General features: G+C 68.5%; 9 protein-coding genes. 7 read left to right on the top strand and 2 right to left on the bottom strand.

The annotated features are described in order from the left end of the window. The first annotated feature begins 120 nt into the window (after window positions 1-120). Window positions 121-1,044 carry an AEC family transporter gene (locus tag BJY22_RS34255; RefSeq protein ID WP_167215373.1) on the top strand — a complete coding sequence of 308 codons (924 nt, stop codon included), beginning with the start codon at window positions 121-123 and terminating at the stop codon, window positions 1,042-1,044. A gap of 87 nt (window positions 1,045-1,131) precedes the next feature. Here BJY22_RS34255 and BJY22_RS42085 read toward each other — a convergent pair whose 3' ends face one another. Together BJY22_RS42085 and valS are read right to left on the bottom strand one after the other, a co-directional pair. Then, complete coding sequence (locus tag BJY22_RS42085; RefSeq protein WP_238350544.1) at window positions 1,132-1,881, bottom strand: hypothetical protein; 750 nt, start codon at window positions 1,879-1,881, stop codon at window positions 1,132-1,134. 157 nt (window positions 1,882-2,038) lie between these two features. Further along, window positions 2,039-4,579: a valine--tRNA ligase gene (valS, locus tag BJY22_RS34245; protein ID WP_167215370.1), complete on the bottom strand. Its 2,541-nt coding sequence runs from the start codon at window positions 4,577-4,579 to the stop codon at window positions 2,039-2,041. Window positions 4,580-4,653: 74 nt separating this feature from the next. On the opposite strand from valS, the gene BJY22_RS34240 reads away from it, so the two are divergent. The 6 genes from BJY22_RS34240 (at window position 4,654) to BJY22_RS34215 (ending at window position 17,656) form a co-directional block, all read left to right on the top strand. Next, complete coding sequence (locus BJY22_RS34240) at window positions 4,654-6,015, top strand: bifunctional folylpolyglutamate synthase/dihydrofolate synthase (protein ID WP_167215367.1); 1,362 nt, start codon at window positions 4,654-4,656, stop codon at window positions 6,013-6,015. Next, a complete protein-coding gene (locus tag BJY22_RS34235; RefSeq protein ID WP_167215364.1) occupies window positions 6,012-6,347 on the top strand; it encodes a DUF4233 domain-containing protein in 336 nt (111 codons plus the stop codon). The genes BJY22_RS34240 and BJY22_RS34235 overlap by 4 nt, the downstream gene beginning before the upstream one ends. A 39-nt stretch (window positions 6,348-6,386) precedes the next feature. Next, window positions 6,387-6,797 (top strand): nucleoside-diphosphate kinase, encoded by a 411-nt coding sequence (gene ndk / locus BJY22_RS34230; protein ID WP_167215361.1) that lies wholly within the window; start codon window positions 6,387-6,389, stop codon window positions 6,795-6,797. Window positions 6,798-6,805: 8 nt separating this feature from the next. Continuing rightward, window positions 6,806-7,447: a CatB-related O-acetyltransferase gene (locus BJY22_RS34225; protein WP_167215358.1), complete on the top strand. Its 642-nt coding sequence runs from the start codon at window positions 6,806-6,808 to the stop codon at window positions 7,445-7,447. A 76-nt stretch (window positions 7,448-7,523) separates the two neighbouring features. After that, window positions 7,524-11,615 (top strand): LamG-like jellyroll fold domain-containing protein, encoded by a 4,092-nt coding sequence (locus BJY22_RS34220; RefSeq protein WP_167215356.1) that lies wholly within the window; start codon window positions 7,524-7,526, stop codon window positions 11,613-11,615. A 17-nt stretch (window positions 11,616-11,632) separates the two neighbouring features. Continuing rightward, window positions 11,633-17,656: an RHS repeat domain-containing protein gene (locus BJY22_RS34215; RefSeq protein ID WP_167215353.1), complete on the top strand. Its 6,024-nt coding sequence runs from the start codon at window positions 11,633-11,635 to the stop codon at window positions 17,654-17,656. Window positions 17,657-17,698 lie beyond the last annotated feature (42 nt).

Here is a 17,698-nt window from a genome sequence, read left to right as displayed (position 1 = left end):
AGCATCTTCCAGGTTACGGTTCCGTGCCGCAGCTCACCATCCGGCCGGTGAGCGGGGCGCGTCGCCGGACAACGCTTGCCCGTACGATCGAACCCGTGCCCAACCCAGTGAGTGCCTGAGATGTCGGCCGTCATCGGTGCGTTCACCGCACTGGTCGCCGTGGCCGTGCTCGGGTACGTCATCGGGCTGTTCGGCGTCCTGCGGTCGCAGGACGAGCTGGTGCTGTCGCGGCTGGCGTTCTTCGTGGCGACTCCGGCGCTGCTGTTCACCACCGTCGCGAAGGCCGATCTCGGGACGATCTTCTCGGTCGTGCTGGTCACCAACCTGGTGAGCCTGTTCGTGGTGCAGGTGGTGTTCCTCGTCGCGGTCGTGATCTGGCGGCGGACGCGGTCCCAGGCGGCGATCGGTGTGCTCGCGGCGTCGTACGTCAACGCGGGGAACCTCGGCGTACCGGTGGCGGCGTACGTGCTGGGTGACGGGGCGTTGGTGGCGCCGATCGTGTTGTTCCAGGTGCTGATCATGGCGCCGATCGCGTTCGCCGTACTGGACAGCGACCGGCAGGGGACTGGGCGGCGGGTGTCACTGCGGTCCGTGGTGATGCGGCCGCTGCGCAATCCGCTGACGGTGGCGTCGTTGCTCGGGCTGCTCGTGTCGCTGCTCGGTCTACGACTGCCGGACCTGCTGATGCGGCCTATCGAGCTGGTCGCCGCCGCGGCGGTGCCGGTCGCACTGGTCGCGTACGGGTTGAGCCTCAGCGCCGGGACGAAGGACTCGATCACGCTGCGGCGGGACGTCGTCCTCGCCGTCGCGCTGAAGACATTCGTGCAGCCGCTGGCCGCGTACGCGATCGCGCGCTGGGTCCTCGATCTACACGGCCCGGCCCTACTAGCCCCAACCCTCCTGGCCGCGCTCCCAACCGCCCAGAACGTGTACGTCTACGCAGTCCACTACCGAGCCAGCCGAACCCTCGCCCGCAGCGCAGTCCTCCTCAGCACCCTGCTGTCCATCCCAGTCATGATCCTGATAGCAGGCCTACTGACCTGACCCACAGTGCAGTCGGATCCAGCCAAGAGACCCACGCGGGACACAACCAAAGATGACGTACCAAGTTTGGTTGTCTCCAACGGCTCTCTACTTCATGGCCTTGAAGGCTTCTTCGGCTACGGGTTCTACCTTGTCGACGGTGACGCCCTCGTTGGCGGACTGGGCGATGACGGTGAGGGTGTTGGAGCCTCGGTAGCACTGGGTCGGGAGGTTGCCGCTCGACTGGACACAGGTGGAGCTGCCGACCTTCTTGACCTGGTCGCCGGTCGCGCCGGAGTCGGCGACGGTCTTGTCGATGTCGACCTTGCCGCGCAGGGCGATGATCACGAACATCCGGTCCCCGTCGAGCGTCCCGTACGCCTCGACGGTCGCCTGCTTGCCGTCGTTGATCCGGCTCAGCGCCTCACGGGTCTGGTCCAGTTGCAGCTGGTCGCGGATCTCCTTGTCCGTGATCCGGTCCAGCCCCGCGAGCTTGGCCGGCGGGGTGATCCCGCGCTCGGTGTTCAGCCGGTTCAGCGGGCCCAGACCCCACAGATACCCCAGCACCGCCAGCACCAGCAGCACCACAACAGCCCCACCCACCGTGACCCAGGGCCCTTTGCTCCGCCCCTTCTTCCCCCCGGCCCCCACACCCGACCCACCAGCTCCCGCACCCGGCGTCCCAGCCCCCGGCGTCCCAGCTCCCGCCCCCGACGTACCAGCCGGTCGGCCCGGCGTAGCGGCTGTCGTGGTGGGTGTACCGGCCTGGGGTGGGACGGGGGTGAGTTCGGCGGTGTCGGCTGTGGTGTCGGCCTTCTCCGCGGGGGCCGGGTTGCCCGGCTTGGTGGGGTCGCTCATCAATTGGCTCCTCGGACGCGGGTCACGGGGTGCAGCTCATCGCTTCGTCCTGATCGTTCCACATCCGGACAAACCGGTCTCGCAGGGTAGCTGAACGCGCAGATGCCCGCCTCCCCAGCGGGAAGACGGGCACCTGGCCTACAGCTACTCGGCGACCTCAGAGCGTCGCGACGACCTTGACCGCATCGGAGTCGTCGGCGTGCCACACGATCTCGCCGGTGATCCGCCCGGCCGCCCGCAGGTCCGGCTCGGCGCGCTCGGCGAGCGACAGCCGCGCGGCGGGACCCGAGACCTCGACCTTCGACACCTCGGTCTTCATCGACACCTGCGCCTCGGACTTCGCGCCGCGGATCCCCGCGAGGACCTCGGACACCGCGTCCAGCACCTCAGGCTCCTGATCCGCCACCGCGAGGTCACCGTCCGGCGTCGGCCACGACGACACGTGGATCGAGCCCTCCTGCCACCACGACCAGACCTCCTCGGTCGCGAACGGCAGGTACGGCGCGAGCAGCCGCAGTTGGACCGACAACGCAACCGCGAGCGCCGCCTTCGCGGAGGCAGCGGCCGCGTCGCCCTGACCGCCGTACGCACGCTCCTTGACCAGCTCGACGTAGTCGTCGCAGAACGTCCAGAAGAACCGCTCGCTCGTCTCCAGCGCACCGGTGTAGTCGTACCGCTCGAAGGCCGCCGTCGCGTCGGCGACCACGGTCCGCAACCGCTGCAGCATCGCCAGGTCGACCGGCTCGGTGACCGCCGCCGGGTCGACCGTCGTCGCCCCGAACCCGAGCACGAACTTCGACGCGTTCAGGACCTTGATCGCCAGCCGGCGACCGACCTTCATCTGCGACTCGTCGAACGGCGAGTCCAGCCCCGGCCGCGCCATCGCCGCCCGCCACCGGACCGCGTCCGAGCCGAACTTCTCCAGGATCTCCGACGGCACGACCGCGTTGCCCTTGGACTTCGACATCTTCTTGCGGTCCGGGTCGACGACGAACCCGGAGATCATCGACCGCGCCCACGGAAGCGTCCCGTTCTCGAAGTGGGCCCGGACGACGCGGGAGAACAGCCAGGTGCGGATGATCTCGTGGGCGTGCGTGTTCAGGTCCATCGGGAAGGTACGGCGGAACAGGTCGTCGTCCCGCTCCCACCCGCAGACGATGTGCGGCGTCAGCGAGGACGTCGCCCAGGTGTCCATCACGTCGGGGTCGGCCTCGAACCCGCCCGGCTTGCCGCGCTGCGACTCGTCGTACCCGCGCGGTGCCTGCGAGGTCGGGTCGATCGGCAGCTCTGCCTCGGACGGCATCAGCGGGTGGTCATAGTCCGGCTGGCCGTCCTGGTCCAGCGGATACCAGACCGGGAACGGGACGCCGAAGTACCGCTGGCGGGAGATCAGCCAGTCGCCGTTCAGCCCCTCGACCCAGTTCAGGTAGCGGTGCCGCATGTGCTCCGGGACCCAGGCGAGCTCGGTGCCGCGCTCGACGAACTCCTGCTTCAGCGCGGCGTCGCGCCCGCCGTTGGTGATGTACCACTGCCGGGTGGAGACGATCTCGAGCGGCTTGTCGCCGTTCTCGTAGAAGTTCGCCATCCGCTCGGTCTTCTTCGGCTCGCCGTCCAGGTCGCCGCTGTCCCGCAGCTTCTGGACCATCAGCTCACGCGCGCTGAACACGGTCTTACCCGCCAGCTCGCCGTACAGCTCCGAACCCTCGAGCCACGCCGGGGTGTCGCGGAGCAGGCGGCCGTCGCGGCCGATGACCGTGCGGACCGGGAGCTGCAGCTCACGCCACCACTGGATGTCGGTCTGGTCACCGAACGTGCAGCACATCGCGATGCCGGCGCCCTTGTCCATCTCGGCGGCCTCGTGCGCCAGGACCGGGACCTCGACACCGAACAGCGGCGACTTCACCGTCGTCCCGAACAGGTGCTTGTACCGGTCGTCGTCCGGGTGGGCGATCAGCGCGACACACGCCGGGATCAGCTCCGGCCGGGTCGTCTCGATGTAGATCGGCCCGTCGGCGCCGTGGAACGAGATCCGGTGGTAGGCGCCCGGGTAGGACCGCGCCTCCAGCTCGGCCTGCGCGACCGCGGTCTGGAACGTGACGTCCCACATCGTCGGCGCCTCGGCCAGATACGCCTCGCCGCGGGCGAAGTTGCGCAGGAAGGCGCGCTGCGACGTACGGCGGGAATCCTCGGAGATCGTGGTGTAGAGGTACGACCAGTCGACGCTCAGGCCGACCTGCCGCCACATCGACTCGAACGCCTGCTCGTCGATGTGCGTGAGCTCACCGCACAGGTCGACGAAATTCTGCCGGGAGATCGGGACCTGCTTCTTCGGATCCGGCTTGGCCGGCGGGGTGAAGTCCGGGTCGTACGGCAGCGACGGGTCGCACTTGACGCCGTAGTAGTTCTGGACGCGGCGCTCGGTCGGCAGCCCGTTGTCGTCCCAGCCGATCGGGTAGAACACCTTCTTGCCGCGCATGCGCTGGAAGCGCGCGATCAGGTCCGTGTGGGTGTAGCTGAAGATGTGCCCGACGTGCAGCGACCCGGAGACCGTCGGCGGAGGCGTGTCGATGGAGTACACATCGGCACGCTCGGCGGTGCGGTCGAAGGCGTAGGTCTGCTGCTCCTTCCATACCGCAGCCCACTTCTCCTCGAGTCCGTCGAGGCTGGGCTTGTCTGGAACGCTGGAGGTCTGGCTCATGCGCACAATGTTAGTGGTTGTCAAGGGGTGCTTCCGACCGGTTATCCACACCCCTCTCTAGACTGGGCCTTCTGATGAGCGACCTCTCCTTCGCCGAGGTATCGGCACGGCTCCAGCAGCGCTGGCCGGAGTACAAGATCGAGCCCACCCTGGAGCGCGTACGGCGGCTCGTCGAGCTGCTCGGCGACCCCCAGAAGGCCTACCCGGTGGTGCACCTGACGGGCACCAACGGCAAGACGTCCACGGCCCGGATGATCGACACCCTGCTGCGCGAGGCGGGGCTGCGGACCGGGCGGTTCACCAGCCCGCACCTGGAGTCGGTGCGGGAGCGGATCACGCTCGACGGCGAGCCGATCAGCGAGCAGCGCTTCGTCGAGGCGTACGAGGAGATCGCGCCGTATCTCGACGTCGTCGACGCCGAGCAGGAGCACCCGCTGACGTTCTTCGAGGTGATGACCGCGATGGCGTACTCCGTCTTCGCCGACGCCCCGGTCGACGTCGCGGTGATCGAGGTCGGCCTCGGCGGCGCCTGGGACGCGACCAACGTCGCCGACGGCACGGTGTCGGTGGTCACCCCGGTCGCGGTCGACCACGCGCACCTGCTCGGCGCCGATCCGGTGACGATCGCGGGCGAGAAGTCCGGGATCATCAAGCCCGGCGGTACGACGGTGATGGCCCAGCAGAGCCTAGACGTCTTCGAGGTGCTGCTGCGCAAGGCCGCCGAGGTGGGCGCCCAGGTCGCCCGCGAGGGCATCGAGTTCGGAGTCGTCAGCCGCACGCTCGCGGTCGGTGGCCAGGTGGTCTCGATCAAGGGCCTCGGAGCGGAGTACGACGAACTCTTCATCCCCCTGCACGGTGAGTACCAGGCGCACAACGCCGCCGTGGCGGTCGCGGCCGTCGAGGCGCTGCTCGGCGCCAGCCCGGAGACCGAGGGACGAGTCACCACGGAGCTGCTGCAGGCCGGGTTCCAGGAAGCGACCAGCCCGGGGCGGATGGAGGTCGTCCGGAACAGCCCGACGGTCGTCGTCGACGCCGCGCACAACCCGCACGGCGCCGAGGCGACCGCGGCCACGGTCTCGGAGGCGTTCCAGTTCCAGCCGCTGATCGGCGTCCTCGGCTGTATGAAGGACAAGGACGTGTACGGCCTCCTCGAGGCCTACGAGCCGATCATGGAAACCGTGATCTGCACCCGCAACAGCTTCGTCGAGCGCTCGATGCCGGCCGAGGAGCTGGGCGAGCTGGCGGCCGAGGTGTTCGGCGAGGAGCGGGTCCTGGTCCGGCCGCACCTGATCGACGCCATCGACGACGCGATCCGGCTCGCCGAGGAGAACGCGGTCGCCCTCGGCAGCGGCGGCGTACTGATCACCGGCTCCGTGATCACCGCCGGTGAGGCCCGGGCGCTGCTGGTCCGCAAGCCGAAGGGCGAGCAGCGATGAGGTCCCTCGCGTCGATCGTGCTCGCCTTCGAGTCGGTCGTCCTGGCTCTCGTCACACCGGTGATGATCTCGGTCGCGGACATCCGGCCCGCGGTGGCGATCCCGGTCTGCCTCGGCCTGTTCGTGCTCGCGCTCGTCGCGGCCGGTCTGCTGCGGTTCCGGGCCGGCTACGTCCTCGGCTCGATCGTCCAGGTCGGCGCCGTCGGCCTCGGCTTCGTCGTACCGGTGATGTTCGTCCTCGGACTGGCCTTCGCGTCGTTCTGGGTCGCCGCCATCGTCCTCGGCCGCCGCATCGAGGAAGCCAAGAAGGCACACGAGGCGCAGACCGGTTAGGCTCGGCGCCCCCGAAACACATCGAGAGAGAGTTGACAGATGTCGCAGCGCACCCTGGTCCTGCTGAAGCCCGACACGGTCCGCCGGGGCCTGGTCGGTGAGGTGCTGGGCCGGTTCGAGGCCAAGGGGCTCCGGATCGTCGCCATGGACCTGCGCACGATCGACGGCGAGCTCGCCGACCAGCACTACGCCGAGCACGTCGACAAGGCCTTCTACCCGCCGCTGCGCGAGTTCGTCACCAGCGGCCCGATGGTCGCCATGGTCCTCGAGGGCGACGAGGCCGTGGAGGTCGTCCGCGCCCTGAACGGCGCCACCGACGGCCGCAAGGCCGCCCCCGGCACCATCCGCGGCGATCTCTCCCTCTCGAACCGCGAGAACCTCGTCCACGGCTCCGACTCCGAAGAATCCGCAGCCCGCGAAATCAAACTCTGGTTCCCCGACCTGCCCTGATCCGCGGCATGAACCTCTCCGAGCTCCCCGATCCCGGTGTGCTGCATCCGATGCCTGGTCAGGCTCGTGTGGTGTTGCTGAAGCCGTTGGTGCGGTCGGCGTTGATCGAGGTGGGGGAGTTTTCGTACTACGACGACCCGGACGACGCGACCGCGTTCGAGACGCGGAACGTGCTGTACCACTACGGCCCGGAGAAGCTGGTCATCGGGAAGTTCTGTGCGCTGGGGGAGGGCGTGCGGTTCATCATGAACGGCGCCAACCACCGGATGGACGGCCCGTCGGCGTTCCCGTTCCCCATCATGGGCGGCTCCTGGGCACAGCACTTCGACCTCATCACCGGCTTGCCCGGCCGCGGCGACACCGTGGTCGGGCACGACGTCTGGCTCGGCTACCAGAGCCTGGTGATGCCCGGCGTCCGGATCGGCCACGGAGCGATCGTCGCCTCCGGCTCCGTCGTCGTCGACGACGTCCCCGACTACGGCATCGTCGGCGGCAACCCGGCCAAACTCATCCGCCGCCGCCACACCGACGCCGACGTCGACCGCCTCCTCGCCATCGCCTGGTGGGACTGGCCCCTCGCCCACCTCACCGAACATCTCCCCACCATCATGTCCGGCACCATCGACGACCTGGAGAACGCACGGCCGTGAAAGCGAATTGAAAGCGGGGTCCCACATGCTCTGGGCGGGGTGAGCCGTCACCCCATCTGCTCAGGGAGGGGACCCCTTGTCATCGCTGCATGCCCTTCGCCGGTCCGTCGCGCTGTTCGTCAGCGCTGCCGCTCTGCTACTGCCCATGCAGACGGCCAACGCCGGTACGACCGCCCAACCGCCCACCGCCCAACCGCCGGCTGAACAACCGGCGGGTGCGCAGCAGAACGCTGCAACAGACCTCGCCCGCAAGTCCGGCGAGCCGGTGCCCGTGCCGTCGGCGCAGACCGCCACGAGCGACGTGGTCGCCAATCCGGACGGCACCTTCACTGAGACGTTCCACACCGAGCCCGTCCGGGTACGACGTGGCGCCGGCTGGACCCGGATCGACACAACCCTGGAACGCCGTACCGACGGCACCGTGGCGCCCCGTGCCACGAGCATCCCGACCACGTTCTCCGGCGGTGGCGACGGCCCGCTAGTGAGCCTGGGCGCGTCCGGGAAGCAGCTGTCCTACACCTGGTCGAAGCCGCTGCCAACACCGACGCTGCAAGGCAGTACGGCGACGTACGCCGACGTACTGCCCGGCGTCGACCTACGCCTGACAGCCAAGACGCAGGGTTTCTCCAAGGTCTTCGTCATCCACAACGCCGCCGCAGCGAAGCAACTGAGCACGCTGAACCTCGGACTGGCCGCCGACGGCCTCGTACTGCGTGACACGAAGACCGGAAGCTTCGGAGCGTACGACGGGACGAAGAAACTCGTCTATAACGCCGGCGCCCCGCTGATGTGGGACTCCGCGAACAAGCGGGCGACCGGTACGTCGAAGCTGACGAACCGGGCCCTGTCCGTCACGCCGGACCAGAACCTCCTGACCAGCCGCAGTACGAAGTACCCGGTCTACCTCGACCCCGACACCACCGGCCCGTTGTACGGCTGGGCGATGGTGTTCTCCGGTCACCCGGAGGACGAGTACTGGGGTGGCGACGGCGATGGTGTCGCCAAGGTCGGCAACTGCTACGACGCGAACAGTGAGTGCTACGGCATCGGTGTGGCGCGCTCCTACTTCCGGTTCGACGTACGCGGCCTGCTGGGCGGGCGGAAGCTCATCAAGAGCGCGAGCTTCAACGCGTTCCTGGACCATGTGCCGGCCTGCGCGGAGCCGCGCAAGGTCCGGGCCTCGAGCACCGCACCGGTCGGCACGGGAACCAACTGGAACAACCGGCCCGGGATCGCGACCAGCCTCGGTGACGTGATGCCGCCTGTCTGTAAGGACATCTGGCTCGGCTGGTCGGCCGTGCGCGCGGTGACCGACGGCGTCAACCTGCACGGCGGCTGGGCGACGATCGCCCTCTCCGCGACCGACGAGGCCGACCAGTACGCGTGGAAGAAGTTCGGCACCAGGCCGACCCTGTCGGTCACCTACAACACGAGGCCGAGTGTTCCGAGCAGCATGGCCGTTGAAGGTCAGCTGTGCCAGGGCCAGGAGATCTTCGTGAACCCGGCCGTCAGCGGCGAGCAGGAGGACCAGACGCGCGGTCCGGTGTTGTCCGCGAAGGCGACCGAGGACGACCCGCAGCTGATCCGCATGGTCTTCGAGTGGGCCGACCGTGCCCACAACCGGATCGGCGGCGCGACCACCGGGTTGTTCGCGTCGGGCAGTACCTTCAAGGCGGAGGTGCCCGGGGCCCAGGCCGCGCACGGCAGCCGGCTGTCGTTCCGTGCCTTCGCGTCGGACGATGTGGACGGCTCCGGGTGGAGCGGGTACTGCGATCTGACGATCGACAAGGTCGCGCCGCAGGCGGCTCCCGTCGTGACGTCGACGACGTACCCCGAGTGCACTCCAGCCAGTTGCCTACCGGGTGGGGGAGTCGGGTTCACCGGGGGCTTCACCTTCAAGGCCGGACCGAACGACACCGACGTTGCGGGCTTCCAGTACTCGCTGCTGGGCTCCTTCGAGAACCGGTACGTCCCGATCGGCAGTGACGGCCTCGCGCACGTACTCATCACACCACCGGACCGCGGGCCGCAGTTCCTCAGCGTCCGTGCGGTCGACCGCGCGCGGAACGTGTCCTCCGTGGCCGAGGTCTACGAGTTCCACGTCAAGAACGGCGGCTCCCCGACCGCTGCGTGGCGCCTGAACGGCGAGGGCGCGGACACCGCCGTCGTGGACGACGCCGCCGGTCATCGCAACGGCGTCCGGCCCGCGGCTCCGGCCGGGCAGTGGAAGGGCGGCCGGCACGGCGACGCGCTGTGGCTGAACGGGTCCCAGGCCGGGTACGTCGCCGCCTCCGGTACGCCGGCCGTCGACACGAGCAAGTCGTTCACTGTCGCGGCCTGGGTGAAGCTGGATCAGGCGGGAACGGTCTATCGCACGGCGGTGAGCCAGAACGGTAGCCGGATCAGCGGGTTCTTCCTGCAGTACAACCCGAACACCAAGAAGTGGAACTTCATGATGCCGGCCAGCGACGCCGATGCTGCCGCCCGCCACGTGGCCGCATCCACGGGCCCGGCCGTACCCGGTCGCTGGACCCACCTGGTCGGAGTCTTCGACGACGCCACCAAACAGATAACGCTGTACGTCGACGGCGTCCAGGGCAGCACGGCAAGCCATTCGACGCCGTGGCGGGCCGCCGGAGCGACCCAGTTGGGCAGGGCGCAGTACCAGGCGACCGGTGTCGACAACTGGCTCGGCTCGCTGGACGACGTACAGGTCTTCAACCGGGTGCTCGTGACCACTGAGATCGACGACCTGGCTGGAAAACCGGCCGCCGAGCAGCTGTTCTGGCCGCTCGACGAGTCGACGGGAACCCAGATCTCGGATGCCTCGGGCAACTACCGCCTGGGAACGGCAGCGGCCGGTGTGACCCGTACGGCGGGTGCCGTGGGAACGGGCGCTGTGCGGCTCGACGGGTCGGGTGGGATCACCGGGCCGGCCGCCGTCGTCCGGACCGACAGCAGCTTCACCGTCAGCGCCAGGGTCAAGCTCGACGCGGTCGACGACATCAGCCGGACGGTGCTCAGCCTGGACGGGCAGCAGTCGAGCGGCTTCCAGCTCGGGTACGACGGCCCGAAGCGGCGCTGGTTCTTCGGCCTCTCGCAGGCCGACAGCGCCACCGATCTGCCCGTCACGGTCACGGACGACAGTGCGCCGACCGCGGGCGCATGGACCTCGCTCACTGCTGTCTACGACCAGGCGGCCGGTCAGATCCGGCTCTACGTCAACGGCCGTCAGGTGGGCGGGTACGTCGCCGCACAGGCCAAGTGGAACGCAGCCGGCGCGTTCCAGGTGGGCACAGCCCGGAAGGCGGGACAGGTGGCGAACGCGTTCGTCGGCGAGATCGACGACGTTCACGTCTGGTCCGGCATCCGTACCGAGGGGCAGGTCCAGGAGGACCTCTCCTACCCGGTGACCACCCGGCGGACGGCGTACTCGGGGCAACTGTCGTACTTCCTGGACAGCAACGGGTTCCGGATGGTCACCAACGGACCCGTGCCGCAGAGCTCCCACTTCCAGAAGGCGCTGGGGGTCCCGGCTCCGGCGGGCTCCGCGAACACCACGACCATCTACGCCTGCCGCAACGGTGCGACGGACTACTTCCTGGATCCGACCTGTGCCGGACACACGGTCCTGGGCAGTGTCGGGCAGTTCTGGAACACCCCGCCGGCCGGAGTGGAGACGGTCCCGGTCTACCGCTGCTACATCTACATGGTTGCCCACTTCGCCTCGAACGACGAGAACTGTGACGGGGTCGCGGGCGCCACGATGGAGTTCCGGCTCGGCTACGTCCGGCCCTACTTCTCACTGGTCCGTACGAACGCGACGAACCATCCGTACGACCACATCAGCAGTACGGCGAAGCAGCCGGCGACCCAGCGTCCTGAATTCTCACTGGGGTACCTCGCCATGCGCCAGCTGCCCGGAACGACGCCCTGGATGCTGTGCCGCGACGGGGCGGACAGCTTCACCTCGACCGACGCCAACTGTGAAGGCAAGACCGTGGTCGCAGTCTCCGGCTACGGCTGGACCGACGCCGCACCAGGTCGTGCCGAGGTGTTCCTGTGCCGCGCCTCGTGGGGTGAGCTCTTCGACTCCCGCGATGCGGGCTGCGAGGGCCAGGCGCACACGTTGGTTCGCTCGATCGGCTACATCTCCGCCTCCCTCTGACGTTGAAGGACACACCGATGAAACGATCATCATCTCGATGGCGTCGCAAGGCGGCGGCCACAACAGCTGTACTGCTCGCGCTGTCGCTCGCCGTTCCCGCGGCGGCCGCGCAGCCGGAGACCAATAGGCCCAAGCCGGCGAGCCCGGCGGTACCGCCGACGCCGACCGTGGCGACGAAGGACTTCGTCCCGGCGCCGGTGCCGGAACAGTCCAAGCAGCAGGCTCCAGCGGCGCGGACGGACTGGCCGAAGGACGGGGTCGCCGAGCTCACGGTCGGCGCGACAGCGAAGGCCGGTGGCCTCCCGATCACCGTGGCCCGATCGGGCCGGACGTCTCCGGCCAAAGTGCAGGTGAAGCTCGACGCCGGCGACCGGTCCAAGGACCGGATGACGTTCCAGGTACGCCGTTCCGACGGAGCGAAGGCGGCGGGCACCGTTCGCGTCTTCCTCGACTACGCGAAGTTCCGCGACTCCTTCGGTGGTGACTGGGCCTCCCGGTTGCACATCACCGGCGCGGACGGACAGCGCATCGAGATGCAAGGCAACGACACGGACAGCGCCCGGCTGTACGCCGACGTACCGGTCAGCGCGACCGCATCCACCTTCACCGTGGCAGCGGAACCGAGCGGCTCAGCAGGGACGTACAAGGCGACCTCTCTGGCTCCGTCCGGCCAGTGGCAGGTGTCCACGGCGAGCGGCGGATTCACCTGGTCCTACCCGTTCCAGGTCCCGCAGGTGCCCGGTGGGCTCGTGCCGGACCTCGAGGCGGCGTACTCCTCGCAGTCCGTGGACGGGCGAACTGTTGCCACCAACAACCAGCCCTCCTGGGTCGGCGAGGGCTGGGACCTCGGTGGGGGCTTCATCGAGCGCTCCTACAAGGGCTGCGCGGACGACCTCGACGGCAACAACGGCAAGACAAAGACCGGTGACCTGTGCTGGGAGACCGAGAACGCGGTCCTGTCGCTCGGACAGCGGTCCGGGCGGTTGATCCTGGAGAACGGCGTCTGGCGTCCGGAGAACGACGACGGGACGAAGGTCGAGCACCTCCTGCGGACCGCCGGCATCAACGGCGACGACAACGGCGAGTACTGGCGGATCACCACTCCCGATGGGACGCAGTACTACTTCGGCCTGACCAGGTTGCCGGGGTGGGCGAGCGGCCGCGCGACGACGAATTCGACCTGGACGGTGCCGGTCTACGGCAACGACGCCGGGGAACCGTGCCACCAGGCGACATTCGCGGCCAGTGCCTGTCAGCAGGGCTACCGGTGGAACCTGGACTATGTCGTCGACCGCAACGACAACGCGATGAGCTACTACTACGACGTCGAGACCGGCAAGTACGGCCAGAACCTCGGAGCGTCCGTTGCGACGTACACCCGGGCAGGGTCGCTCAAGCGGATCGAGTACGGTCTGCGCGCCGGGAACGCCTACGCGCCGGCACCGGCCCGCGTCGTGCTCACCACCGCCGACCGCTGCGCCGCGAACCAGAACTGCGCCGTGCACGACGGCAAGTCCTGGCCCGACGTCCCCTGGTCGCTCGAGTGCGCCACCGCGGACTGCAAGGACGAGCTGTCGCCGACCTTCTGGACGACCAAACGGCTGGCCAAGATCAACACACAGGTCTCCACCGGCGGCGCCAACTACGCGCACGTCAACCAGTGGGACCTCGTTCACAGCTACCCGGCACCGGGTGACGGGACGGCCGCACCGCTGTGGCTCGACTCGATCACCCGGACCGGTCTGGCCACGGACACGTACGTCGGACTGCCGCCGGTGAAGTTCGCGTACCAGATGAAGCCGAACCGCGTGGACTCGCTCACCGACGGCCTGCCGGCGCTCAACCGGCCGCGGATCATCAGCATCACCAGCGAGTCCGGCGGCCGCATCAACGTCGCGTACGCCGAGGCCGAGTGCGCACCCGGCGCGCTGCCGGCACCGGACAGCAACGGCAAACGCTGCTTCCCGGTCCGCTGGCTGATGGAACCCGAGGTGGAGCCCCGCAACGACTGGTTCCACAAGTACGTCGTCAGCGGGATCACCGAGGACGACCTGCTCACCGGCAACTTCGCCGGGCGCACCAGCTACACCTACGAGGGCGCCGCGGCCTGGGCGTACGACAACAACCCGCTGGCCGACCCGAAGTACCGCAGCTGGACCGACTGGCGCGGCTACGAGAAGGTGCTCGTCGTCCGAGGCGACAAGACCCAGGAACCGGGCAGCTCGCAATCGGCGACCCGGTACCAGTACTTCCGCGGCATGAACGGCGACCGGACCGCTGCCGGTGGCAGCAAGACGGTCAGCATCAAGGACACCAACGGCACAGTCCTGACGGACGCGAAGCAGTACGCCGGGCTGGTCCGCGAGGAGATCACCTACAACGGAGTCGGCGGCCCTGAGGTCGGCGGATCGATTCACGACCCGTGGTCACGCCGCACAGCCGTACAGGCGCCGTACGAGGCCCATCAGGTCGAACAGACCCGCACTGTCAGCCGGACCGCGCTGGCCGCTGGCGGCGCTCGTACCGCCGAGGTGCTGACCAAGTACGACGCCTACGGCAACGAGACCGAGGTGGAGGACCGGGGCGACACAGCGACAGCCGCCGACGACCGCTGTACGACGACCACGTACAACCGGAACGCCGGCAAGTGGCTGATGGACCTGGCCTCACACGTCCGTACCGTCGGCGTGGCCTGTGGTGCCGCACCGGCGTACCCAGCGGACGCGATCGAGGACGTCAGGACGTCGTACGACGGCGGAGCGTTCGACGCGGCCCCGCAGCACGGCAACCCGAGCCGGATCGAGCAGGCCAAGTCGTACACCGGAAGCACTCCGGCGTACCTGACCAAGACCACGACCACCTACGACGCCTTCGGCCGCCCGCTGGAGACCAAGGACGCCTTGGGTCGGCCGACCACTGTCGCGTACGTCGACACGAACGGGGTGAACACGTCCGTCAGCACCAGGAATGCGCTCGGCCACGTCCGCACGCAGAGCATCGACCCGCGGCTGGGACAACCGGTCACGGAGACCGACGCGGACGGTCGGGTGACGACGCTGAAGTACGACGCGCTGGGGCGGCTCACCGCCGTCTGGAAACCAGGCCGTACTGAGGCGAACCTGGAGTCGCCACACCTGCAGTTCGCGTACGGCGTCCGCAACTCCGGCGGACCGAACTGGGTGAAGACCCTCACGCTCACGGCGAACGGCACCCAGGTGGCGTCGTACCAGCTGCTGGACGGGTTCCTGCGACTGCGACAGACCCAGTCGCCCAGTCCGCTCGGCGGCCGGATCCTGACTGACGAATACACGAACAGCCGCGGGCTGGTGTACTTCAAACGAGCGCCGTACTACGACAACGCCTCCGCGCCCGGCACCACACTGGCGTCGCTGGCGCACGGTGAGGTCCCGAACGCCACGGTGATCGGCTATGACGGTGCCGAGCGCGCTACGGCCGAGGTGCACGTCGAGTACGGGACGGAGAAGTGGCGGACTACGACGACGTACGGCGGTGACCGGGTCACCGTCCTGCCGCCGACCGGAGGCACCTTGACCACCACGGTCAGTGACGCCCGCGGCCGGACCACGGCCAAACTGCAGTACCAGGGGCGCACCACGGGCAGTGTGGCCGAGACGACTCGCTACGGCTACACCAAGCGCGGTGAGCTGGCGTCGCTGACCGATTCGGCCGGCAACGTCTGGCGGTACGAGTACGACGTGCTCGGACGCAAGGTGAAGGCAGACGACCCGGACAAGGGCCTCGCCACCATGACGTACGACGACGCCGACCAGCTCGTGAGTACGACGGACGCGCGCGGCAAGACCATCACGTCGAGCTATGACCTGCTCGGGCGCAGGGTGGAGACCCGCAGCGGGTCGGTCGAGGGGCCGTTGCTGACGAAGTCCGTCTACGACACGCTCTCGAAGGGACAGCTGACGTCGTCGACGCGGTACGTCGGCACGAACGCCTATGTGCGAGCGGTCATTGGCTACGACGAGGCCGGACGTGCGAAGGGGGAGCAGGTCGTCATTCCGGCGGTCGAGGACAAGCTGGCGGCCACGTACACCGCGACGCAGACCTACGCCGACAACGGCAGCGTCTGGTCGACCGGGTTGCCGAAGCTCGGTGATCTCGCGGCCGAGACGCTGAACTACTCGTACGACGACCTCGGTCTGCAGGACAAGATGACCGGTGCGACGCCGTACGTGAACGACACGAAGTACACCGGGCTGGCGGAGGTGGCCCAGCTTGTCATGGGGCCGACCGACCGGACGGTTTGGCGGACCAGCTTCTACGACGCGGGTACCGGGCGGCTCAGCCAGGTCAAGACACATCGTGACTCCGCGGGTGATGTGCTTGCCGCGGACCAGTCCTACACCTACGACCAGACCGGCAACGTCACCCGCATCTCAGATCAGGTTCAGGGCCGGCCGCTGGACACCCAGTGCTTCAGCTACGACCACCTGCGTCGTACGACGGCTGCCTGGACTGCGACCGACAGTTGCGCATCCGCTCCGGAGGCGAGCCGGATCGGCGGACCGGCGCCGTACTGGCAGCAGTACACCTACGACCTGACGGGTAACCGCACGACGGCGACCGTCAAGGGTCTCGGCGGTGCGGCGGACAAGGTGAGCACATACGCCTACGGGCAGCCCGGCAGCGACCTGCCGCACGCGGTCCGGTCCGTCACGACCGGGTCGACCGTCGCGGCGTACGAGTACGACGCGGCCGGCAACACGACCAGCCGGACCGGCCCCGACGGTCAGCCCCAGCCGCTCGTCTGGGACGACGAAGGCCAGCTGGCCGCGGTAGGCAGCAGCAACTACGTGTACGACGCCGACGGAAAGGTCCTGATCCGTCGCGACGCCGGCTCGAGCACCCTGTTCGTCGGCAACGGGGAGCTGACCGTCACGAACGGCGTCCTCAAAGGCACCCGCTACTACGACGGCCTCGGCGTCCGCACCAGCGCAGGCCTCACCTGGACGATCCCGGACCGCTTCGGCACCAACCAGACCGCCCTGAACGCCGCCACGCTGTCCATCACCACCCGCCTCCTCGACCCCTTCGGAGCCCCCCGAGGCACCACCTCGGCCTGGCCCGGAGGCAACCGCGGCTTCGTAGGAGGCAACCCCACCGCCGACACCGGCCTGACCAGACTAGGAGCCCGAGAATACGACCCGTCCCTGGGCCGCTTCCTCTCCGTAGACCCGATCATCGACTCTGGCGATCCCCAGCAACTCAACGCCTACGCCTACTCCAACAACAGCCCGGCGACCTTCACCGACCCCGACGGCCTGAAGTACTTCGAAGGCGACTCGGGCCGCTCCTACAGCAACCAGAAGGCGGTCGACAAGGTCGCGAAGAAGCGCTGCGGAGCGTCAATCGCGGGCTACTACTTCTGCCCGAACAGATTCCGGCGGCCCCCGGTGCAGTGCCCGCCGTCCCGGGCGAGCGACGTCAAGGCGTGCAGCTCACAGAAGGGCACACCCAAGCCGAAGCCGCGGCCGAAGCCGAAGCCTGAGGCCAAGCCGAAGCCGAGGCTGCTGCTGATCCCGTATCCCGAGAACCTGAAGCAGGACATGGCCGGGGACGGCTCCCACTCCCTGTGCCTGTCCGCCGCGGCCGGTCTGGCTTCGGGGGCCGGCGCCGAGGGGTGCTTCACCATGGACGGCCGCGGGGCCTCCTTCAACGCGGCGTACAAGGTGTTCGCCACCCTTGGGGCCAGCGCGGGTGTTTCCGGTCTGTACCGAAGGAGCAGCCAGACCGCCGACGAGATGAATGCAGGAGGCAACACCTACGTTCAGACCGGCTTCGACGTCGGCGCCATGCAGAACACGGTGAGCGTCGACCCGCAGAGCGGCGAGTGGGCCCGCGACACCGGCCTAGGGCTCGGTGCCGGCTTCAACCCGCTCGAGGTCGGTGGCAGCAAGGGTGTGAACAGCGGATACCTGTTCGAGTGGTGGTGGGTCCCGGACTATATCGGCGACGTGCCGTACCAGTGCGTCCTCAGCTGTCCGGCGAGCGGAAACGGTCCGGTCTGACGGGTCCGGCAGCGCCATTCGGTGAGTGGACCGATACGATCT

The organism is Kribbella shirazensis, from assembly GCF_011761605.1.
GTDB classification, from domain to species: Bacteria; Actinomycetota; Actinomycetes; order Propionibacteriales; family Kribbellaceae; genus Kribbella; species Kribbella shirazensis.
Note: the sequence above shows the minus strand (reverse complement) of the source record. Positions and strands in the feature narration are given on the sequence as shown.

Excerpts from the sequence above, each read along its gene's own strand:
- BJY22_RS34255 (WP_167215373.1), top strand. The coding sequence starts at position 121 with ATGTCGGCCGTCATCGGTGCGTTCACCGCACTGGTCGCCGTGGCCGTG.
- BJY22_RS42085 (WP_238350544.1), bottom strand. The coding sequence starts at position 1,881 with ATGAGCGACCCCACCAAGCCGGGCAACCCGGCCCCCGCGGAGAAGGCC.
- valS (WP_167215370.1), bottom strand. The coding sequence starts at position 4,579 with ATGAGCCAGACCTCCAGCGTTCCAGACAAGCCCAGCCTCGACGGACTC.
- BJY22_RS34240 (WP_167215367.1), top strand. The coding sequence starts at position 4,654 with ATGAGCGACCTCTCCTTCGCCGAGGTATCGGCACGGCTCCAGCAGCGC.
- BJY22_RS34235 (WP_167215364.1), top strand. The coding sequence starts at position 6,012 with ATGAGGTCCCTCGCGTCGATCGTGCTCGCCTTCGAGTCGGTCGTCCTG.
- ndk (WP_167215361.1), top strand. The coding sequence starts at position 6,387 with ATGTCGCAGCGCACCCTGGTCCTGCTGAAGCCCGACACGGTCCGCCGG.
- BJY22_RS34225 (WP_167215358.1), top strand. The coding sequence starts at position 6,806 with ATGAACCTCTCCGAGCTCCCCGATCCCGGTGTGCTGCATCCGATGCCT.
- BJY22_RS34215 (WP_167215353.1), top strand. The coding sequence starts at position 11,633 with ATGAAACGATCATCATCTCGATGGCGTCGCAAGGCGGCGGCCACAACA.